This window comes from Novosphingobium sp. CCH12-A3 (genome assembly GCF_001556015.1).
GTDB classification, from domain to species: domain Bacteria; phylum Pseudomonadota; class Alphaproteobacteria; order Sphingomonadales; family Sphingomonadaceae; genus Novosphingobium; species Novosphingobium subterraneum.
This window is the reverse complement of record NZ_LSIA01000089.1, coordinates 1-20110: the sequence shown is the minus strand read 5'-3', so window position 1 is coordinate 20110 and position 20110 is coordinate 1. Positions and strand designations below refer to the sequence as shown.

25 protein-coding genes and 1 tRNA gene are annotated in these 20110 nt (G+C 62.4%); 2 read left to right on the top strand and 24 right to left on the bottom strand.

Going from position 1 to position 20110, the window contains the following annotated elements; translation table 11 throughout:
- Positions 1-3 precede the first annotated feature (3 nt).
- The 6 genes from ccmC to AX703_RS26505 form a co-directional block, all read right to left on the bottom strand.
- Positions 4-732: a heme ABC transporter permease CcmC gene (gene ccmC, locus AX703_RS06980; RefSeq protein WP_039337467.1), complete on the bottom strand. Its 729-nt coding sequence runs from the start codon at positions 730-732 to the stop codon at positions 4-6.
- A gap of 153 nt (positions 733-885) precedes the next feature.
- Positions 886-962 (bottom strand) — tRNA-His (locus AX703_RS06975).
- A 90-nt stretch (positions 963-1052) separates the two neighbouring features.
- Complete coding sequence (gene gspK / locus AX703_RS06970; protein WP_062343419.1) at positions 1053-2036, bottom strand: type II secretion system minor pseudopilin GspK; 984 nt, start codon at positions 2034-2036, stop codon at positions 1053-1055.
- The gene (gspJ, locus tag AX703_RS06965; protein WP_062343418.1) at positions 2033-2629 is read right to left on the bottom strand and encodes a type II secretion system minor pseudopilin GspJ; all 597 of its coding nucleotides are present in this window, start codon (positions 2627-2629) and stop codon (positions 2033-2035) included. Before gspJ ends, gspK begins: the two co-directional genes overlap by 4 nt.
- Positions 2626-3000: a type II secretion system minor pseudopilin GspI gene (gene gspI / locus AX703_RS06960; RefSeq protein ID WP_062343417.1), complete on the bottom strand. Its 375-nt coding sequence runs from the start codon at positions 2998-3000 to the stop codon at positions 2626-2628. Before gspI ends, gspJ begins: the two co-directional genes overlap by 4 nt.
- Positions 2990-3460 carry a GspH/FimT family pseudopilin gene (locus AX703_RS26505; protein ID WP_231735418.1) on the bottom strand — a complete coding sequence of 157 codons (471 nt, stop codon included), beginning with the start codon at positions 3458-3460 and terminating at the stop codon, positions 2990-2992. Before AX703_RS26505 ends, gspI begins: the two co-directional genes overlap by 11 nt.
- Before the next feature lie 85 nt (positions 3461-3545).
- On the opposite strand from AX703_RS26505, the gene AX703_RS06950 reads away from it, so the two are divergent.
- Entirely contained in the window at positions 3546-4178 is a 633-nt protein-coding gene (locus tag AX703_RS06950; protein ID WP_062343415.1) for a 2OG-Fe(II) oxygenase, read from the top strand.
- A 3-nt stretch (positions 4179-4181) separates the two neighbouring features.
- Here the strand turns inward: AX703_RS06950 and AX703_RS06945 are convergent, their stop codons facing one another.
- The 13 genes from AX703_RS06945 to rpsB all read right to left on the bottom strand — a co-directional run bounded on the left by AX703_RS06945 (position 4182) and on the right by rpsB (position 16049).
- On the bottom strand, positions 4182-4622 hold the full coding sequence (locus AX703_RS06945; RefSeq protein WP_062343414.1) for a MarR family winged helix-turn-helix transcriptional regulator: 441 nt from the start codon (positions 4620-4622) through the stop codon (positions 4182-4184).
- Positions 4623-4735: 113 nt separating this feature from the next.
- Positions 4736-4960: a 50S ribosomal protein L31 gene (gene rpmE, locus AX703_RS06940; RefSeq protein WP_039337458.1), complete on the bottom strand. Its 225-nt coding sequence runs from the start codon at positions 4958-4960 to the stop codon at positions 4736-4738.
- Positions 4961-5059: 99 nt separating this feature from the next.
- On the bottom strand, positions 5060-5533 hold the full coding sequence (gene fabZ, locus AX703_RS06935) for a 3-hydroxyacyl-ACP dehydratase FabZ (protein WP_062343413.1): 474 nt from the start codon (positions 5531-5533) through the stop codon (positions 5060-5062).
- A gap of 24 nt (positions 5534-5557) precedes the next feature.
- Positions 5558-6241, bottom strand: a complete 684-nt coding sequence (locus AX703_RS06930) for an OmpH family outer membrane protein (protein ID WP_039337455.1) — start codon at positions 6239-6241, stop codon at positions 5558-5560.
- On the bottom strand, positions 6241-8874 hold the full coding sequence (gene bamA, locus AX703_RS06925) for an outer membrane protein assembly factor BamA (RefSeq protein WP_062343412.1): 2634 nt from the start codon (positions 8872-8874) through the stop codon (positions 6241-6243). Before bamA ends, AX703_RS06930 begins: the two co-directional genes overlap by 1 nt.
- Before the next feature lie 211 nt (positions 8875-9085).
- On the bottom strand, positions 9086-10207 hold the full coding sequence (gene rseP / locus AX703_RS06920; protein WP_082013475.1) for an RIP metalloprotease RseP: 1122 nt from the start codon (positions 10205-10207) through the stop codon (positions 9086-9088).
- A complete protein-coding gene (locus tag AX703_RS06915) occupies positions 10207-11364 on the bottom strand; it encodes a 1-deoxy-D-xylulose-5-phosphate reductoisomerase (RefSeq protein ID WP_062343411.1) in 1158 nt (385 codons plus the stop codon). The genes rseP and AX703_RS06915 overlap by 1 nt, the downstream gene beginning before the upstream one ends.
- A gap of 6 nt (positions 11365-11370) precedes the next feature.
- Positions 11371-12117 (bottom strand): phosphatidate cytidylyltransferase, encoded by a 747-nt coding sequence (locus AX703_RS06910; RefSeq protein ID WP_062343410.1) that lies wholly within the window; start codon positions 12115-12117, stop codon positions 11371-11373.
- Positions 12107-12751, bottom strand: coding sequence for a polyprenyl diphosphate synthase (gene uppS, locus AX703_RS06905; protein ID WP_231735428.1), 645 nt, complete (start codon positions 12749-12751; stop codon positions 12107-12109). Before uppS ends, AX703_RS06910 begins: the two co-directional genes overlap by 11 nt.
- 62 nt (positions 12752-12813) lie before the next feature.
- Positions 12814-13371 (bottom strand): ribosome recycling factor, encoded by a 558-nt coding sequence (gene frr, locus AX703_RS06900; protein WP_039337446.1) that lies wholly within the window; start codon positions 13369-13371, stop codon positions 12814-12816.
- A 3-nt stretch (positions 13372-13374) separates the two neighbouring features.
- The gene (gene pyrH, locus AX703_RS06895) at positions 13375-14097 is read right to left on the bottom strand and encodes a UMP kinase (protein WP_062343408.1); all 723 of its coding nucleotides are present in this window, start codon (positions 14095-14097) and stop codon (positions 13375-13377) included.
- 142 nt (positions 14098-14239) lie between these two features.
- Positions 14240-15166: a translation elongation factor Ts gene (gene tsf / locus AX703_RS06890; RefSeq protein ID WP_039337443.1), complete on the bottom strand. Its 927-nt coding sequence runs from the start codon at positions 15164-15166 to the stop codon at positions 14240-14242.
- 124 nt (positions 15167-15290) lie between these two features.
- Positions 15291-16049, bottom strand: coding sequence for a 30S ribosomal protein S2 (gene rpsB, locus AX703_RS06885; RefSeq protein WP_039337510.1), 759 nt, complete (start codon positions 16047-16049; stop codon positions 15291-15293).
- Positions 16050-16516: 467 nt separating this feature from the next.
- Here rpsB and AX703_RS06880 point away from each other — a divergent pair, with 467 nt between their 5' ends.
- A complete protein-coding gene (locus AX703_RS06880; protein ID WP_062343407.1) occupies positions 16517-16795 on the top strand; it encodes a hypothetical protein in 279 nt (92 codons plus the stop codon).
- On the opposite strand, the gene AX703_RS06875 is transcribed toward AX703_RS06880, so the two are convergent.
- From AX703_RS06875 to AX703_RS06855, 5 genes are all read right to left on the bottom strand, one after another.
- Positions 16743-17585 carry a phosphatidylcholine/phosphatidylserine synthase gene (locus AX703_RS06875; RefSeq protein WP_062343406.1) on the bottom strand — a complete coding sequence of 281 codons (843 nt, stop codon included), beginning with the start codon at positions 17583-17585 and terminating at the stop codon, positions 16743-16745. The genes AX703_RS06880 and AX703_RS06875 overlap by 53 nt on opposite strands.
- Positions 17582-18331 (bottom strand): phosphatidylserine decarboxylase, encoded by a 750-nt coding sequence (locus AX703_RS06870; RefSeq protein ID WP_039337508.1) that lies wholly within the window; start codon positions 18329-18331, stop codon positions 17582-17584. Before AX703_RS06870 ends, AX703_RS06875 begins: the two co-directional genes overlap by 4 nt.
- Before the next feature lie 39 nt (positions 18332-18370).
- The gene (locus AX703_RS06865) at positions 18371-19234 is read right to left on the bottom strand and encodes an alpha/beta fold hydrolase (RefSeq protein WP_062343405.1); all 864 of its coding nucleotides are present in this window, start codon (positions 19232-19234) and stop codon (positions 18371-18373) included.
- 320 nt (positions 19235-19554) lie between these two features.
- Positions 19555-19749 carry a helix-turn-helix domain-containing protein gene (locus AX703_RS06860; protein ID WP_041384254.1) on the bottom strand — a complete coding sequence of 65 codons (195 nt, stop codon included), beginning with the start codon at positions 19747-19749 and terminating at the stop codon, positions 19555-19557.
- A complete protein-coding gene (locus AX703_RS06855) occupies positions 19746-19952 on the bottom strand; it encodes an AlpA family transcriptional regulator (RefSeq protein WP_011536543.1) in 207 nt (68 codons plus the stop codon). Before AX703_RS06855 ends, AX703_RS06860 begins: the two co-directional genes overlap by 4 nt.
- Between the last annotated feature and the right edge of the window lie 158 nt (positions 19953-20110).

Sequence of the window (20110 nt, the reverse complement as noted above, 5' to 3'; positions counted from 1 at the left end):
CGTTTACGCCATCGCTTTCCGGCGCAGCCGCGCCTCGGCCTGGATATCGGCCAGAAGAGTGCGCATCCGCGCAAGGACCACGCCGCCGAACACGAGGCTGAAGCCGAGTGCGGCAATCAGCAGGGGCCACAGAAAGGTGCCATCAATTGCAGACTTGCCGGCCGTGATCGATGGAGGTTGATGCAGACTGTTCCACCACACCACTGAACGATTGATGATCGGGATGTTGATAGCACCGACCAGCCCGAAGATAGCCGTGATGCGACTGCCGCCACCTCCGCCTGCCATGTCGCGCTGCGCCGCGCCGGACAGTGCGATATAGCCGAAGTAAAGGAACAGCAGGACGAGGAAACTGGTAAGGCGCCCATCCCAGACCCACCACGTGCCCCAAGTGGGCCGCGCCCAGATCGAGCCGGTGGCGAGGCAGATTGCCGTGAACGTCGCGCCGGGAACCGCGGCCGCCCGCCCTGCAATGGCTGCCAACGGGTGCCGCCAGACGAGCTCGACGAGACTGGCGATGGCAATGGTGGACCAGCCAGCCATGCCGAGCCAGGCTGCCGGAACATGAATGAACAGGATGCGGACCGTATCGCCCATGAGCCGATCGGGCGGCACAACGATTGCGCCATAGAGTACCGCCCCCATCGACAGGAGCAGGCCGGACACCAGAAGCAACGGCATCATCCAGCGGGCAAGGCGCAGGAAACGGGCGGGATTGGCAAATCCGTGCATGGGCGCGGGGAATCTGATCCTTCTCCCGGCGACCCCCGCCGCCGGTCCATGATCGCTCTGCCACTTGCCGCGCCACGGGGCAAGCGCAATGGCGCCGAGCCGTACCAAAAGGCGATACGACATGGCGAAAATGCCTTTGATGTCAGGAGAGAATGGGGCGACCGATGGGGTTCGAACCCACGACCTCCGGTACCACAAACCGGCGCTCTAACCAACTGAGCTACGGTCGCCACATTGCTGCGCAGGTTTGCTCTGCGCGGGGTGGCCCCTTTGCAGAAAGGCGCGACAAAGGGAAGCGGAAATTTGCGGGTGGCGACGATTCAGCGGCTGAACCTGTCCCCCCAGCTGCGGAAAGCGACGCGCGGCGGGTTCACGCCGACATCGATCAATGCCTGCTCCTCCACGCTGACCGAATCGACCGTCACTGTCTGCGTAAGCAGGAACCAGCGGCTGCGCACCTGCAACTGGTTGAGAGGAACGGCAGCGCCCTCCCCTCCCACGCCACGCAAGGCCTCATCGGGACTTTTCCAGCCAAGCGCAGGTCGTACCGCCAACATGGCGCGGGCGCGCTGCGCGGGAATGGCCTGGGGTGCGATCATCGTCAGCAGGAGGGCCTGATCCGGGCGCAGCGTGTTGACGTTGATTGGCGACAGGTCCGCCCCGGGCAAGGCACAGAGCCATGGGCGCAAACGCTCATAGAATTGCGGCGTCATCCCCCGCACCGCGCGAATCTCGCTGACGTCGCTGATCAACCGGCCGGCCGTGCGGTAGGGGACGGCACGGCCCTGATAGCTGTCGTCCTCGGCACCATTTGGAGCCGGCGCATTATCACTGTCGATCCAATCGGCAATCGAATCGCTTATGATGGCCGCTTCCGCTTCGGGAATGGCCAGACCCTTCATCAATGCACGCATCTGGCCCAGCCCGACCAGCCTGAGGCGCAAGGCGCCTTGCACATCGGCTTCGACGAGCGAATTGAGATTGAAGCAGTTCCCCGCATCATCAACGCGCGCCATCACGGTGCCGCGCGGCAAGGGCAGCGGAAAGTCTCGACCGAGCAGACCGCTGCGATCTACCGTCCTTTCCTGGGAGGTTTCGACCAGCGCCTTGATCCGCGCCATCGCCAGCGTCTCGGCGCTAGTCGCATAGAGCCTCGCTTGCGTCATGGCCTGGCCATTGGCGGCAAGGCGCGTGGCCAGATTGAGACGGTCGAGCATCAACGCCGCAATGACTGCCATCACGGCGACCAGCAGCAGGACGGAGAGCAACGCTGCGCCACGCTCGCGAGGGTCATCCGGCCTCACTGATAGTTCACCCCGACAAGGGAGACCACCCGCAACGGCGGCACGCCCTTTTGCGGAATCAGCAGCTCGATCGCCACGGGCAGTTCGGTCGACAGTTGCGGGTCCCAGCGATCGCGCCAATTGCCGTCTTTCGCCCGGAAACGCACCGTGGCCGGCGCGCTGAGGGAGAGAACATCCGCTCCGGCTTCTGCGACAGAGCCATCGGGAAAGGGATAGCCTGCGCGAACCAGTGCTCCTGCGGTGATTCGGTACTCGACCTTCTGCAAGCCCGGACGCGGCGCGCCATCGACATTGTCCCAGCCGCTCCGGGTAAAACGGATCATCACGCCATCGGTATTGGCTTCGAAGGCCGGACGGCTCGTGCCGGACGCGTCACGCGAAGGGCGCGGCACCGCCTGAGCCAGATCCGCTGTCCAAACTGACAGGAACCGCCGCTGGCTAGCAATGCTTTCCGTCTTGTCCCGGCTCGCAAGCTCCGCGTCCACCGAGAACCGCAGCAGCCCCAGTGCGCCGACCGCGATCACCGCGAACAGGGCAAGCGCCACCAGCATCTCCACCAAGGTGAAGCCGTTGGGCGAGGGTTCCTGCCTCATGCTCCCGGCAGCCTGGTGAAATCGAGAGTGAAAGCCTGGCTCTGCGCGCCCGGAGTCGTCTCGCGGACCGACAGAGCAATGCGCAACACGCCGTAATCTTGCTGCATCTCGACGGTGCGGGTCCACTGGAAGCGGCGTCCCGCATTCTCTATGGTGCCCGAAGCCGATCCAACCGGCGGCGGCGCTGGATCGGTCAGTATCTCGGCCGCCATGTTCTGCGCCACGATTTCTCGAAGCAGGCGCTGGTCCAGATCTGCGGTGCGGGAGATACTTGCGCCTTCCATCTGCAGCAGGGCAAGCGCCGCGATCGCAAACACGGCAAGTGCAACGAGCAGTTCGAGCAAGGTGAAGCCGTTGCGCTCAACCGCCATCGACGATCACGCTCCCGTCTCGGCGCAGGTGGATTGAAAGCGCCGTTTCAGCACGCCGCAAGCGGATAAGGGCTTCGCTGCTGGCAAGCCCCAGCGAATCGAAAACGATGCGTTGCCGCTGGCCGTCGACAATGGTCTCGGCATTCCACCCCGTAAGTTCAAAGCCCCGGCCCGGCAAGGGCTCCCAACGACCTTCGCGGCGCCCTTCGAAGTAGTATCCCCTCTCGCTCACTACCAGCGATACAGGTCGCGCGCCGACAATGGCCTCGTCCCGCGCCGCGAGCGTTCGCGCTGCAAAGCGCTCGGCCTCGTCGCGAAGTTTGCGCCCATCGCCGGGGATCGTCAGCACTGCAGCGGTCGCCAGCAGCCCCATCACGAGCAGGACCACCATCATCTCGACCAACGAGAAGCCGTTGCGGACAGCGCAGGATGGACTCTGACAGGGCACGGTAGCTCGCATGCGGCAGAAACGTGACGGTTTTACGACCAAGACACCAGAGGCTTCAAGTTGCAGTCTGGCATGTCGCTGGAGTAGAGAACTGGCGATGACGCCCGCCAATGAAGCTTCTGCCGACCGCTTGCTGACCTTGCCGGGAATGATGCGCGTGCCAACGCCCAGACTCGAGATGTTCATGCTGCGCGGATTTCTGAGCGATCGGGAATGCGCTTCGCTCATCGCTAGGATCGATCGTGACCGCCGGCCTTCCACAATCGCAGATGCCAACGGTGACCACTATTTCCGGACGAGCGAAACCTGCGATCTGCCGATGCAGGAGCCGGAGATCGTTGCGCTGGACGAAAAGATCTCGGCAATCTCGGGAATTGATCGACAGTTCGGCGAACCCATTCAGGGTCAGCGGTACGAACCGGGGCAGGAATTCAAATCGCACACGGATTACTTCGATCCGCATGGCGCAGACTTCCAGCGATATTGCCACTTAGCAGGTCAGCGCACGTGGACCTTCATGGTCTATCTCAACGATGTCGAGGCGGGCGGTGCAACGCGGTTCAAAGTGATCGACAAGATCATCCAGCCCGAAAAAGGCAAGCTGGTGTGCTGGAACAATCGTCGTCCCGATGGTTCGGTGAACCCGGCCACGCTTCACCATGCCATGAAGGTGCGCAAGGGCCTCAAGTACGTGATAACCAAATGGTATCGTGAAAGACCCTGGGTCTGACGGTCAGCTTTCCTCTTCACCACTCCGCGCGCTTCGGATGGTCGGAAGGCACCGAAACAGAACGCCCGTGTCCGCATCCCCAAGCAAGGCGGTAAATCGGGTTTCATGCTTGTCGATCCGCGCCACGGCATCGTCTGCCATCCTGCGGCCAGCGTCCGTCAACGTCAGTGCGTGACTGCGCCCATCCAGACGCCGACGTTCGACCAGGCCTCGTTCCATCAGCCGGGATATGATCGGAACCATGTTGGCCCGCTTGATCGCCAGCACTTGCCCGACCTCGGTCTGCGAACAGTCGGGATTTTCGGCGATGACCAACAGCGTCGTCACTTCGGCCGGACGCAGGTCAAGATCGGAAAGCTCGCGCCCCAGGTCTGCCATCATCACGGCGGATGCGCGGCGGAGCTGATAGCCGAGGCGGCTCTCGAGGGAATTGGTCAGCGTCATGGCCTGATCTTTAGGACGGCTATCGGTGATAGCAATATGCCATGGCAAACCGTTCACGCAAAAGAAAAGGGCGACCGAAGCCGCCCTTCCCGTCAATGTCCTGTCGCCAGCGCTCAGCGCTTGAGCGAAAGTCCACCAAAGCGCTTGTTGAACTGGGCAACGCGGCCACCCTGGTCCAGCTGGCGCGTACCACCAGTCCATGCCGGGTGCGAGGTCGGGTCGATTTCGAGAGCGAGCGTGTCGCCTTCCTTGCCCCAGGTGGAGCGAGTCTCGAAAACGGTGCCGTCGGTCATCTGCACCTTGATCATGTGGTAGTCGGGGTGAATGCCAGTCTTCATGGGTCTTGCTCCGGTGCGCAGCCGGTTCCGACCGGCCGCTAGAATCTGTAAGGGCGCGCGCCTAGCGGAAAGCCGCAAGGTTGTCCAGCGGCTGCAGCCTCAGCTGTCTGCGATCATCGCGGTAAAGCTGACCTCGCAGGTCACCTTGTCACCGACCATCGCCTTGCCAGCGAACTTGCACACGCGCGAACGCTTCTGGGTGAACTCGACATGCAGGTCGAGCAGGACGCCGGGCTCCACGGGATTGCGGAACTTGGCCTCCTCGATCGCCATGAAGTAGACCAGCTTGCCGGAACCTGCGAGGCCGAGCGATTCCACCGCGAGCACGCCAGCCGCCTGGGCCAGCGCCTCGATCTGGAGGACGCCGGGCATGATCGGGCGTCCGGGGAAATGCCCCTGGAAGAACTGCTCGTTCATCGACACGGCCTTAACCGCGTGGATACGCTCGTTCAGGGTGAGCGAAGCGACACGATCGACCAGCAAGAGCGGATAGCGGTGCGGAAGCGCCGCCATAACCTTGCGCACGTCATAGTCGGTGATCACGCCCTGCGGCGCGTTCTGATCCTCGGACATTACCCGGCCCCCAAACCGAAGACCTCAGCGGCCTTCGGGTGCCTTCTTCGCAGGCTGCGCGGCGGTAGCCGGCTGCTGTGCGGCCTGAGCCTGAGCCTGCTGCTCACGCTGCGCGCGCGGCATCCAGCCAGCCGGCGGCACCAGCTGTGCCGAAGGAATGGCCTTGTTGAGCTCGGTCAGGATGTCCTGGTTGAGATTGTAGACCTGGCCAGCCTTGATGACCGACTGCGAATCGATCACCAGCGTGATCTTCTTTTTGTCCATCGCGGCCTGGGTGGCAGCGTCAAGCTTGTCGCCGATCTGCTCGAGCACGTACTGCTGCGAAAGGTTCAGCGGCTCGAGGATCTTCTGGATCTCTGCCTGGCCGGCCTGTTCGATCTGCTGGATCTGCTCGTACTGGGCCTGAAGCGCCGCACGGTTGGGGTTGGCCGCCTTCGAATCCGCCTGAAGCTTGTCGATCAGAGGCTTGAGCTGCGCTTCGATCTGGCCCTTGCGTGCATTGGCCTGGTCGATTTGCGGCTTGTAGGTCGTCGGACGCTGCTGCTGGGCGGTCTGATAGGCAGCAGAAGCGGCGACAACCGCCGACGGATTGGCGATGGCGATACCGGGCGTGACCGTGCCCGAGGTGGCCTGTGCCACGGCAGCGGTCGGCGAAACGGAAAGAACAGCGAGGCCCGCGAGAAGCGCGGAAGCGTAACGGATTTTCATCAGAACTGGGTTCCCACGTTGAAAGTGAAAGTCTTGGGGTCGTCGCCATTGGCCTTCTTGAGAACCTTGGCGAAATCGAGGCGGAACGGGCCGAACGGCGAATTCCAGTTCACGCCGATGCCGACGGAGACGCGCGGCGACAGCGTATCGCCAACGTACTCTTCGACATAACGCGTGGCAGTGTTTGCCGTACCATCCGATGCGGTCGGGCTGTTCGTGATCTTCCCGGTCAGCGCGTCAGTGTAATAGACGACGTTGTTCGGGTTCTGCGTGAGCGGGTTGGCAATGCCCCAGACCGCGCCGGCGTCGACATAGATCGACGGACGCAGACCGAGTTCGCGTGCGCCCGATCCCAGCGGAATCTCAAGCTCGGCGCGGGTCAGGTAATAATACTTGCCGCCCAGAGCGTCATCGACCCACTGGTTGCGGTCAGTCGATGCCGTGTCGGGAATGTTGTCGTTGTTGGTATCGATCGTCAGGAACTTGCGCAGGACGCGGGGTCCGACACCGCGAATGTCGAAGCCGCGGATCTGGGGTTCGCCCAGGAAGAAGCGGTCCGTCAGGCGCACGTCGTCGATGGTGGGATCGCTGGAACGGCTCGAAAGCGCCTTGATCGCGCCACCTTCGGCGCGGACGGAGAAGATGAATCCCCCACCCACGGGCCAGAACTTGGCTGCGTTGGCAGTAATGCGTGCGTAGCGGACCGAACCGCCCAGCCCGGCAACGTCGGCGCCGACGACGAACTGCGTGCCCCGGCTCGGACGCAGGCGGTTATCCAGCGTGTCGTAGACCAGCGAAGCGCCAAGAATGGAGCTTGTCCGCTTGCCGATGGCATCGCACAGGTAACGCCCTGCCAGCAGAATGCTGCACTGGCCGTTCACATAGAACGTGCTCTGGTCCAGAGTGACGTCATCGAGATTGAACGTGTAGCGCCCTATCAGCGACATGTACTCCGACAGCGGCACGCCGATACGCGCCGAAAAGCCCGTGGTTGCCTGCTTGTAGGTCGTGTTGCGGTTCGAGTTGAACTGGTTGAAGCTGTTCAAGTCACGGCGGTAGACGTCGACACCCATCGAGATGTTTTTGTCGAACAGGTACGGTTCCGTGAAGCTCACCTGGACCGAACGGGTAAAGCGCGAGTAGTCGACCGAGAGGCCAATCGTCTGGCCACGACCGCGGAAGTTGTTCTGGCGGATCGACCCTTGGAAAATGAAGCTCTCGAGGCTTGAGAAACCGGCAGAGAGCTGAAGTTCGCCGGTGGGCCGCTCTTCCACGTTAGCTTCAAGCACGATGCGGTCGGGCGCGCTGCCCGGCTTCTGCTCGATCTCGAACTTTTCCTGGAAGTAGCCCAGCGACTTGATGCGGTTGGTCGAACGCTTGACCTGGAACGTGTTGAACGCATCGCCCTCGGCTAGACGGAACTCGCGGCGCACGACCTTGTCCTGCGTCAGCGTATTGCCGTTGACGTCGACCCTTTCGACATAGACGCGAGGCGCTTCGGCAATGCGGAAGGTGACCGACATCGTCAGGTCATCCTTGTTGCGCGAAAAGTCCGGGCGGACGTCGGCAAAGGCATAGCCGAACGCGCCTGCGGTTTCGGTCAACGCGTCGACCTGGTCCTCGACCATCTTGGCGTTGTACCAGTCACCCGCCTTGATCGGCAGGCGCTTGGACATCGCATCGCTGTCGAAATCGCGCAGCTGGCTGTCAACCTTCACGTCGCCGAACTTGTAGCGATCGCCTTCCTCCACCACGTAGGTGATGATGAAGTCACGCTTGTCCGGAGTCAGTTCGGCCACGGCCGAAACCACGCGGAAGTCGGCATAGCCTTCGGTCAGATAGAACTGGCGCAGCTTCTGCTGATCGAAGGCCAGACGGTCGGGGTCGTAGCTGGTGCCCGAGGAGAACAGGCGGAAGAAACGCGCCTGCTTGGTCACCATCTCGCCGCGAAGCTTCCCGTCCGAAAACTTCTCGTTGCCGATAATGTTGATCTGACGAACCTTGGACTTCGGCCCCTCGCTGATCTCGAACACGATGTCGACGCGGTTCTGGTCAAGCATGACCATCTTCGGCTCGACCGTCGCGGCAAAGCGGCCCTGCCGCTTGTAGAGTTCGATGATGCGCGCAACGTCGGCCCGGACCTTTGATCGCGTGAAGATCTGGCGAGCCGCCAACTTGATCTCGGGGAGGATCTTGTCTTCCTTGAGGCGCTTGTTGCCTTCAAGGATGATGCGGTTGATGACCGGGTTTTCCTTGACCTGAACCACAACGTCACCGCCGTTGTTGCGGATCGAGACGTCGGCGAAGAGTTCAGTCGCGTAAAGGTCCTTCAGCGCCTGGTCACCCAGCGCCTGCGTATATGTCTGGCCCGGACGCAGGCGGATGTACGAAAGGATCGTGTCCGGCTCAAGGCGCTGCGAGCCCTGCACAGTCACAGTGCGAATGACGTCTCCGGCAGGTACCGGCGCCTGCACCACCGGAGCCGGGGCTGCAGGTTGCGAAACAGGAGCCACGGCCTGCGCCGAGGCAATTCCTGGAACAGCCACCAAGGCGCTGGTGGCCAGAAGGCCTGCGCACAGCGGGGAAGTCCTGGCGTTCCGATTCTCTGCCCGGCCCGCGTTACGTCCAATCATCACCAAGCGCCATCCCGTAATAAAGTGGCAGCAGGACGCCCCCGAGGAAGTCCGGCCACGGCAAGCAATGTAGCCCTCTGCCCGATGCCACAAGGCCAATCAAGCAAACATTGCCCCGCATTTCTGTGGAAAGACATTATGTGGAAATCCGCCTGCCACCCCTGACCGCCGAATACCACGCGTCCCCGCACCGGACGCAGTCAAACTCGCCTCACCCTCCAAACAGCTTGAGCGACGCCACGTCGTTGATCGTGACGAACAGCATCAATGCCATGACGAACGCCAGGCCGGTGCGGAATGCCCACTCCTGCCCGCGCTGGCCAACCGGCTTCCGGCGGATTGCCTCGGCCGCGTAGAAAGCGAGGTGGCCCCCGTCGAGAACCGGAATTGGCAGGAGGTTAATGAACCCCAAGTTAATCGAGATAAGTGCCACGAAGCCGACGAACGATTGCCAACCGGAAACCAGCTGCTCACCCGAATATTTGGCAATCTTGATCGGTCCGCCGAGTTCCTTGACCTCGCGTTTGCCCATGACAATCTGGCCAATGCCGTTGACCATCATCGCGATGATGTTGCCGGTTTGCCTGACGCCGTCCACTACCGCCTCAACTGGCCCGACCCTGACGATCTCGTAACTCTTGGGACCGATGCCAAGAAAGCCGATCTTCTGCGTATTGCCGAACCGGTCGCTTTCGACCTTCACAGCGGCGCTGACTGGCACGTCAATCTGGCGACCTTCCCGCAACACGACCAGATCGAGTGGTTCCCCCGGATTCTGGCCAACCTCGAGACGGATATCGAGGAAAGACTCGATCGCACGACCTCGGATGGAAACCACGCGGTCGCCTACCTTCACCCCTGCACGCTCAGCAACGGAACCCGCCTGAACTTCGCCCACCACAGGAGGAACGACCGATTTGCCGTAGGCGAGGGTAAACCCGGCCAGGATCAGCACCGCGAACAGAAGGTTTGTAACCGGCCCCGCCAGCACGATCAGCGCCCGTTGCCACAGCGGCTTCGCCTGGAAGGTGCGATTGCGTTCCTCGGCCGGGAGAGCAAGCCATTCGGGGCTGGGCTGGCTCGCCGCATTCATGTCCCCGGCGAACTGGACATAGCCGCCCAGCGGCAGGGCAGAGAGCTTCCATCGCGTGCCGCGCTTGTCGGTCCAGCCCGCAATTTCCTTGCCGAATCCTATGGAGAAGACGTCGGCCTTTACCCCGAACCAGCGGCCAACAAGGTAATGGCCCAGTTCGTGGATGAACACCAAAGGCCCCAGCACCAGCACGAAACCGAGCAAAGTGACGAGAATTCCAGGGCTTTCCATCGGCGACATCAGCGTACGGGTTCCATCAGTTCGCGCGCCCTTGCCCGCGCCTCGGCATCGATTGCGATGACATCGTCAAGGCAGGTGGGCGCCGGCATGGCGCTGCGCGAAAGCACATCCTCAACCGATTGCACGATCCGGGTGAATGCAATCTGACCATCCAGAAACGCTGCCACGGCGATCTCGTTGGCCGCGTTCATAGTGGCAGGGGCCGCGCCACCTTCGATCACGGCGTTGCGGGCAAGGCGCGTAGCCGGAAAGCGGATCTCGTCCGGCGCGCGGAAAGTCAGTTGTCCAATGGCGGCGAGATCGAGCGGAGCACAGGGTGTGTCCATCCGCTCGGGCCAGGCGAGCGCCGAAGCAATCGGCACCCGCATGTCCGAGGGGCCAAGCTGGGCGAGAGTCGATCCGTCGCGATATTCGACCATCGAATGCACGATCGATTGCGGGTGGACGATGATGCGCAGGCGCTCCACCCCGACGGGGAACAGATGGAACGCCTCGATGAACTCGAGGCCTTTGTTCATCATCGTGGCGGAATCCACGCTGATCTTGGCGCCCATCGACCAGTTGGGATGCTTGACCGCTTCTGCCGGGGTTGCGCGCTGCAACTGTTCCAACGTCCAATCGCGGAAAGGCCCGCCACTCGCCGTCAGCGTGATCGCGTGGACGTGCTCAAGGCTATTGCCAGCCAGGCACTGAAAGATGGCATTGTGCTCGGAATCGACCGGAAGCAACGTTGCGCCGTGCCGCGCGACGGCCGCAGTCATCACGTCTCCTGCGGAAACCAGCGCTTCCTTGTTGGCCAAGGCGATCACACCGCCGCGCTCGATTGCCGCCATCGTCGGGGCAAGCCCGGCGCATCCAACAATCGCCGCCACGGTGATGTCAGCCCCACGCGAGGCGGCCTCGATCAGGGCTGCCGATCCCGCTGCTGCGTGGATGCTGGTCCCCGCAAGGGCTTCGCGGAGGGCAGGCAGCGCGCCCTCATCGGCCACCACCGCAACTTCAGCGCCGAACTCGCGGGCCAGCCTGGCCAGACCCTCGGCGTCACCATTGGCGGTCAAGGCAATGACACGCCAGTCATTGCGATTGCGTCTGATCAGGTCGAGCGTGGAGGCACCGATCGAGCCGGTTGCGCCCAGAACGGAAATGGAGCGCGCCATCTGCCTCTAAAGTCCTGCCTGCGTTGCGGCCCAAGCCGTGCCGACGATGATGGCAACCGGGAGCAGTCCGTCAACCCTGTCGAACAGACCACCGTGTCCTGGAATCAGCCGCGATGAATCCTTCACCCCTGCCCGGCGCTTCAACCACGATTCGTAGAAGTCTCCGACTTGGGCAAAAACGGCCAGCACCGCGCCCGCGATGGCAGCCATGCCAAGGTTGGCGACTTCCAGCGCCGCCGCCACGCTTGGCCCCGTGGGCCCGATAGCAGAGACGAGATAGCTTGCGGAAAGCACCACTAACGACGCCCAGATGCCTGCTGCCGCCATACCTCCGAGCAGCCCGGACCATGTCTTTGATGGGCTGATCCTGGGAGCGATCTTCGGCCCGCCGAGCGAACGGCCGGTGAAGTAGGCACCCGTATCGGTGCAGATCACCAGGCCCAGCACCGCCAGCATCAACGGCTCAGGCATGACGGCAAGGGCAAGCCCGCCCCAGCCGACGTAGACCGCACCGAAGATCACCATGGAAGAGAGGCGCGCTGCATTGTCAGCGATCTTGCCGACCAGTCGCACGTACTCCACGAATACACCGAAAGCCACGACGGCCACGAACAGGTCCAGCCACAGACCGCCCGCCCAGAAGGCGGCACCGGCGATCGTGAGCATCACCACAGCGGAAGCAACACGCACGCCGAGATCGGATTTTCTGGGAGCTTCTGCCGCGCTCGGTGCGACTTGGGGTTCAGCGTCCACCGAAGCGCCTCTCGCGCGATCCGAACTGCTCAAGTGCCTCCCGCAGGTGCGCCGCGGTAAAGTCCGGCCAGAGCACGTCCGTGAACCACATCTCGGCATAGGCCGCCTGCCACAGCAGGAAGTTCGAAAGGCGAACCTCGCCCGAAGTCCGGATCAGCAGGTCAAGGGGTGGCAGGCACGCGGTGTCCAGTTCCGCCTCGATAGCTTCGGGCGTGACCGGCCCCTTGGCTGCGGCCTTGGCCGCCGCCCGGGCAATTTCCTGTTGCGAGCCGTAATTCAGCGCGATTGCCAGCGTCGTGCCGGTGTTGCCCGCCGTCCGCGCCATCGCATCTTCGATCAATTCCACGATATCGGGCGCAAGCGCCTGATAATCGCCGATGATCTTCAGTCGCGTTTTGTTGCCAACGAGTTCCGCCAAGTCATTGCGGATGAATGTCCGCAACAGCCCCATCAGGTCGGCAATCTCGTCTGCCGGACGCTTCCAGTTCTCCGACGAGAAAGCATAGAGCGTCAGCGCCTCAAGCCCCATGTCGCGCGCGGCGCGGGCAATGTCGCGCACCGTGTCTACACCGCGCTTGTGGCCGAAGGCGCGCGGCATCATCCGCTTCTTCGCCCACCGGCCATTGCCGTCCATGATGATCGCGACGTGCCGCGCGCCATGGGACGCGCTGCCGCCCGTCGAGGCGGGGACCGCCGTCACTTGCCGAGGATTTCCTTTTCCTTGGCCACGGCCGCTTCATCGGCCTGCTTGATGATATCGTCGGTCAGCTTCTGCAGGTCGGTCTCGGCGCGCTTGCGCTCATCTTCCGAGATTTCCTTCTTGTTCTCGTCGGCCTTGAGAGCATCCATGCCATCGCGGCGCACATTACGGATCGCGATGCGGGCGTTCTCGGCATACTTGCTCGCAAGCTTGGCCAGTTCCTTGCGGCGCTCCTCGGTGAGGTCCGGGATCGGGAGGCGCAGGGTCTGTCCATCACTGATCGGATTAAGGCCCAGGCCTGCCGAGCGGATTGCCTTCTCGACCGGAGTCACGTTCGACTTGTCCCACACCTGTACCGAAAGCATGCGCGGTTCCGGCGCGGAGACGCTGGCCACCTGGCTGAGCGGCATGTGGCTGCCGTAAACCTCGACCATGATCGGATCGAGCAGCGCGGTATTGGCGCGACCGGTGCGCAGGCCGGAAAGATCGCCCTTGAGCGATTCAACAGCGCCCTTCATGCGGCGTTCGAGATCGGCCTTGTCGTACTTTGCCATGGCTCAGGCTCCTTGCTTGACGATCGTCTGCGTCCCCTCGCCCGCAAGCACGCGGGCAAGATTGCCGCGCTCGCGGATCGAAAAGACGACGATCGGAATGTTGTTGTCACGGCACAGCGCCACTGCGCTTGCGTCCATGACCTTCAGGTTGTCTGCCAGCACCGTGTCATAATCCACGGTTTCATAACGCTTTGCGGTGGCATCCTTCTTCGGGTCAGCATCATAGACGCCGTCCACGCTGGTCCCCTTGAGCAAGGCGTCGCACTTCATTTCGGCAGCGCGCAGCGCAGCGCCGGAGTCAGTGGTGAAATAGGGTGCGCCTACGCCGGCTGCGAAAATCACGATGCGGCCCTTTTCCAGGTGACGCTCGGCACGACGACGGATCACCGGCTCGCACACCTTGTCCATCTCGATCGCTGATTGCACGCGGGTCGGGACGCCAAGCTGTTCCAGCGCCGACTGCATCGCCAGCGCGTTCATCACCGTAGCCAGCATGCCCATGTAGTCGGCCTGCGCCCGATCCATGCCCTTGGCAGCTCCGGCCATGCCGCGGAAGATGTTGCCGCCACCGATGACCAGGCATATCTCGAGGCCGCTGTCGCGCGCGTCCTTCACTTCCTGCGCCACGCGGGCGACGTAGCCCGTGTCGATCCCGAACTGCTGTTCCCCCATCAGCACTTCGCCCGAGAGCTTCAGAAGAATGCGCTTGTAGCTGGGGACACTCATGGATCGGATGCACTCGTAACCAAAGGGAAGTGGCCGCCCTTATAGCCCTGTGAAGGGGCCTGCCAAGGGCGCAGGCATAACAATCCCCGCACCGACGGGCCAGATATCCGGCCCGTCAATGCGGGGATTGTTCAACGCAGACTTACTTGATGCCGGCGGCAGCAGCCACTTCGGCAGCGAAGTCGGTCTCTTCCTTCTCGATGCCTTCGCCGAGCTGGAAGCGGACATAGTCCTTCAGCACGATCTTCGTGCCGGCTTCCTTGCCAGCGGCGTCGACGACCTGCTGGATGGTCGACTTGTTGTCCATCACGAAGATCTGCGACAGCAGTGCGTTTTCCTTGGCGTACTTGGCGACGGCACCGTCCACCATCTTGGCCTGGACTTCCGCCGGCTTGCCGCTCTCGGCAGCCTTCTCTGCCGCGATCTTGCGCTCGCGCGCGATCAGCTCGGCGTCGAGCTGGTCGGCGGTGAGGGCCTGCGGGAAGGCAGCAGCGATGTGCATCGCGATCTGCTTGCCGAGCGCCTCGAGCTTGTCGGCAGCAGCATCCGATTCGAGCGCGACGAGCACGCCGATCTTGCCAAGGTTGGTGGCGGCCGCATTGTGCATGTAGGGCACGACGACGCCGTTCGAGACTTCGACATGCTTGATGCGACGCAGCTGCTGATTTTCGCCGATGGTGGCGACGTTGTTGGTCAGCTTGTCAGCAACCGAACCGCCGTCCGGATAGGCTGCGGCCTTCAGCGTCTCGACGTCCGAAGCGCCGGTGTTCAGCGCAACTTCGGTCGCCTTGCGGACAAAGTCCTGGAACTGGTCGTTCTTGGCGACGAAGTCGGTTTCCGAGTTCACTTCGACGGCAACGCCCTTCGTGCCCGAAACGGCAACGCCGACAAGCCCTTCGGCGGCGGTGCGGCTCGACTTCTTGGCAGCAGCGGCCAGACCCTTGGCGCGCAGTGCGTCAACGGCGGCTTCAAAATCGCCGCCGGCCTCGTCGAGAGCCTTCTTGCAATCCATCATGCCGGCGCCGGTGCGCTCGCGCAGGTTCTTCACGTCAGCGGCGGTGTAAGCCATTGCGTTGATCCTTTATCTTGAAAACACAGGAAGCCGCAGCACTGCCGCGGCTCGTAAATCGTACCCGGGTCAGTTCGGTGACGGCCCGCCATTGCAAGGCAAGGCCGCCACACGAAAATCCGGATCAGGCTTCAGCCGTGGCTTCTTCTGCCAGCGGCTCGGCCATGGCGCCAAGGTCGGCACCCGAAGCGATCGCCGCGTCACGGCCACCCTTGGTGGCAGCAGCAGCAACGGCTTCGCAGTAAAGGCGGATGGCGCGGCTTGCGTCGTCGTTTGCCGGAACCGGGAATGCGATGCCATCGGGCGAGACGTTCGAATCGAGAATCGCGACGACCGGGATACCGAGGACGTTCGCTTCCTTGATCGCCAGCTCTTCCTTGTTGGCGTCGATCACGAACATCACGTCCGGAATGCCGCCCATGTCGCGGATGCCGCCCAGCGACAGCTCGAGCTTGTCACGCTCGCGGGTCAGCTGAAGGACTTCCTTCTTGGTCAGACCGGCAGTATCGCCAGCGAGCTGCTCTTCAAGAGCCTTAAAGCGCTTGATCGAGCCCGAGATGGTCTTCCAGTTGGTGAGCATGCCGCCCAGCCAGCGGTGGTTGACGTAGTGCTGACCGGCAGCGCGCGCAGCCTGGGCGATCGGCTCCTGCGCCTGGCGCTTGGTGCCAACGAACAGGACCTTTCCGCCAGCCTGGACCGTCGCCGAGATAAACTCGAGCGCACGGGCAAACAGGGGAACGGTCTGCGACAGGTCAAGGATGTGGATGCCGTTGCGGGCGCCGAAGATGTACGGCTTCATCCGCGGGTTCCAACGGTGGGTCTGGTGGCCGAAGTGGGCCCCGGCTTCGATAAGCTGATGCATCGTGACGACTGGTGCCGCCATGGGTAATTCCTTTCCGGTTGTGCCTCCGGGACGCTGGAACCGCTGCGGAGCTCCCGCTGGCGGCACCGGTGAAAGTGCATCCCGTGTGGATTGTTCACCCTATTCCGTCAGCACCATGCCGAACGGATTCATGCGAACGCGCCGCCGATAGATGAGGAATGCGGGAAAATCCAGCATTGAATCGCGCCGCTGGTCCCTAGGCGAACGCCGTGCTTGATCGAGATTAATCCGATCACGCTGCAATAAATATCCGCTTCAAATCAAGGATATGGGTCGTTTGGCAGCAATTTGGCTGTTGGCACGCCTGTTCCAGCTTGACGGATCGGAACAAAACAGGAACATTAGCTCCATAACCGAATCAGTCATCGGACAGTCAGGAACGATAGCTCAATCCACAGGTTATCCACAGGTGAATCGTAAATGGATTCTTAACCAGGTGGATCTGGCAGAACGCAGGGAATGGTCCAATGCTCGCTCTTGTTTGCACACTCGTCTTCGCAGCTGCAGCCACCTTCGCCGTGGGCGCGGTCTTCGTGACGATGCAGGGGCGAAAAGGGCAGATCACTGCTCTTCTGGCAGAATACCGCTCGCTGGAGCGTGACCGCGAATTTCTCGTCCATGTCACCAGCCACGAAGCCGACGCGCCCCGGGCTTTCGCCGCGCCTCAGCTCCGTCGCACGCCGCGCCGCCCGTTCAAGCAGGCGGATGCGGTTCGCTCCGCACGCTCGCGGCGCGCTGCCGCCTGACTCTCGCGTAGCGCACCACGCCTACGGGGATCAGCAGCAAATAGACGATGCAGATCCCCGACAGGGTCAGCCAAGGCTCGCTCAGCAGCGCCGCAATCACCAGACCAAACAGTGCAATCAGTTCCAGCCGTACGCTGCGACGGGGTCGGAGTGACGACCAGCTCAGCGTAGCGATGTTGGAAATCATCAGGAATGCCACCAGAACGAGCCACGGCCCGACCAGCAAGGGTTCGCGGAACATCGGGTTGTCCGTTGCGATCCAGAGGTAGAGCGGCAGAAACGCCAGCCCCGCCCCAACCGGCGCAGGTACACCTGTCAGGAAACCTGCCGACTTGTGGGGTTGTTCCTCCATGTCGATGCGCGCGTTGAATCGGGCAAGCCGAAGCGCGCAAGCGATCGCTACCGCAAGTGCTGCAAACCAGCCGACGCGGGGCGCCTCCTGCAGAGACCACAGGAACAGGATGAGAGCAGGCGCTACGCCGAACGAGACGTTGTCCGCCAGACTGTCGAGCTCCGCGCCAAAGCGCGACTGCGCCTTCAGCAGGCGGGCGATGCGGCCATCGATGCCGTCGAGCAGGCCTGCGATGATGACGGCAGCAACTGCCTTGCGCCAATCCTCGGCCACCTGCACCGGATCGGTGCCGGACGCTGCAGTAACCGCGAACCGTATCCCGGTCAGGCCCGAGCAAAGCGCGGCAGTGGTAATCGCATTCGGGGCCATCGCCCGCAACGTCAGCCCCCCGGGCAGGCGCCCGCGACGGAGGCGAGCCGCCCTGCCCTCGTCGATCATTGGCCGATGCCTTCGATCATCGGAGCTTCACCGATCTCGGCAAGGATCGTCTCCCCGGCGACGCACTTCTGGCCCATGAGCACCTTCGGCTCGGTCCCGGCAGGCAGATAGACGTCAACACGGCTGCCGAAACGGATAAGTCCCACGCGCTGCCCCACCGCCACGATGTCTCCACCCTTGACGAACGGCACGATGCGGCGCGCTACAAGCCCTGCGATCTGCGTAAAGCCGATCTGTACGCCATCACCACGTTCGACGAGGAAGTGCTGGCGTTCGTTCTCGTCGCTCGCCTTGTCGAGGTCGGCGTTCACGAACTTGCCGGGAATATAGACGACACGGCGAATCGTCCCGGCGATCGGGGTGCGGTTGATGTGCACGTCGAATACCGACATGAAGATCGACACGCGGGTGACCGGCTCGGGGTTCATGCCGCGGACGCCAGAACCATCGTCGGCGCACAGTTCGCGCGGCGGCGGCACCTTCTGGATCAGCGTGATCAGACCGTCGGCGGGCGATACGACGAACCTGTCGTCCCGCGGCGTAACGCGCACGGGATCGCGGAAGAAGGCCAGCACGCCCAGCGTCAGAAAGGCGAGCGGCCAGGCGATGGTCTCCCACGCCATGAAGGCGGCGCCCGCGCTCAACGCAGCAGCGATCAGGCCGAACTTGCGCCCTTCGGGATGGATGGATGGCCATGACCAACCGGCGGAACCGCGACCACGGTTATCGAGAATTTCTCCGGACATGCTTCCCATCTAGGCGCTGCCTCGCGCGGGGACAAGCAATCATCCCGGCTCGCGCAGCGCTTCGCCCGTCACAGGCGGCATCACACGCGCCAGAAAGCCGATGACCGCCTCGTTGAAAAGGTCGTTGCGATCGCCGGCAACCATGTGTCCCGCGCCGCCAATGTCGACGACCTCGAGCCGCGCAATCCGTTCTGCGAGATGCGCCACGCCTTCGTCGGTAACGATGTCCGACTTCATGCCGCGGACCAGCAATGTCGGCACAGTCGCGGTCCAGCCCGCGTTCTCGATCAGGTCTTCGAGTGCGCCGTGAGGCCGCCCTCCGATCAGGAACTTCGGGTCCCAGTGCCAGTAGAACCGCCCATCGGAACTCTCGCGCAGGTTCTTGCGCAAGCCATCGAGCCGCGCCGGGCGTTTCCTGTCCGGATAATAAGCCGCGATCGCATCTGCAACTTCCTCAAGCGAACCGAAACCACGCGGATTGGCCGACATGAACTCGACGATGCGGTCCACCCCGGATTCGGACAGACGCACCACCACGTCCACCAGCACCATCGCTGCCGGCATCGTCCCAAGGCTTGCCGCCGCCATCGACGAAAGTCCCCCCAGGGAAGCACCGACGAACGCGAATGGTCCCCGCGCCCGCGCTGCGATGGCCGTGAGGTCAGCAGCACGGCGGGCATAGGAATAATCGCCATCAGGCTCCCAGTCGCTCTCACCGTGGCCCAGCAGATCGTAGTTGATGACATGATAGCCGGCCTCGGCCAGTTCATGCCCGGCGCGGTCCCAGCTGTGCCGCGTCTGCCCACCGCCGTGCCCGAGGATCACGGTAGGCGCATCCGGGTTGCCCAGTTCGTCGGCCACGATGGCCAAACCGCCAGCTGCGGGAATGCGGATCGTCGTCATGCTGCGCAGCGTTGCGCAACATCCCGCGCCATGCAACAGGAATTAATTGGCCGATTAAGGCCTGGAATTCTCTCGTAATCGAGAAGCAGCGGTGGTGGCAGGGCTTGAATCGAACCGAAAAAATAACCTTTTGATATCAATCCTGTTCTTGGAACAAACGCAGGCCTTCCCCCACACTCTCCCCCACATTTTCGTTCATTTAACGGTGGTTCTGTTCAGCGTTTTGACCGGAAAGCTGAATAAATGGGTGGTTCGTGCTGCGCCTGATCGCAACATAATGGTACGGTCTGACGCTGTCCAATTGCGAGTTAGCGGCCTGGTCAGTTCAATGCCCGATGCCGCTCCACCAACCTATGCAAACTGGCTGTCGTGATGCGCGTTGCCTTGCCAATCTTGATGGTTTCGAGCTCGCCACTGGAGATCAGTTCGTAGAGCTTTGTGCGCCCGACGCCGATCATGCGTGCGGCATCATTGACCCGGACGCAGATCGGCTCGACTGTTCGTTGACCGCTCATTCAGCCAGATCTTCTTCGCGGTAGTGAACGGGATCGGCGATCCAGCGATTTATAGCAGACTCATGCCAGCCCGCGCCGTGGACACTAATTTTCACCTGCGTCGGGAAAGTGCCCTCTGCGATCTTGCGATAGATGGTGGAGCGGGAGAGACCGGTTCGGTCGAGCACGGTCTTCAGTCGGATAATGCGTTCGGTATTGGACATTGGGCGTTCTCACTTTGACATTGGCAGCCCCTCTACGGAACATAGTGAGAACTTTTCGACGTAACGCAAGAGGTCGAACGAGCGGAAATTCAGACGCATCCTTAGAGTCGGATTCGAAACTAATTCGTTGAATGACAGTGTCTTGCGGCACGCCGGAT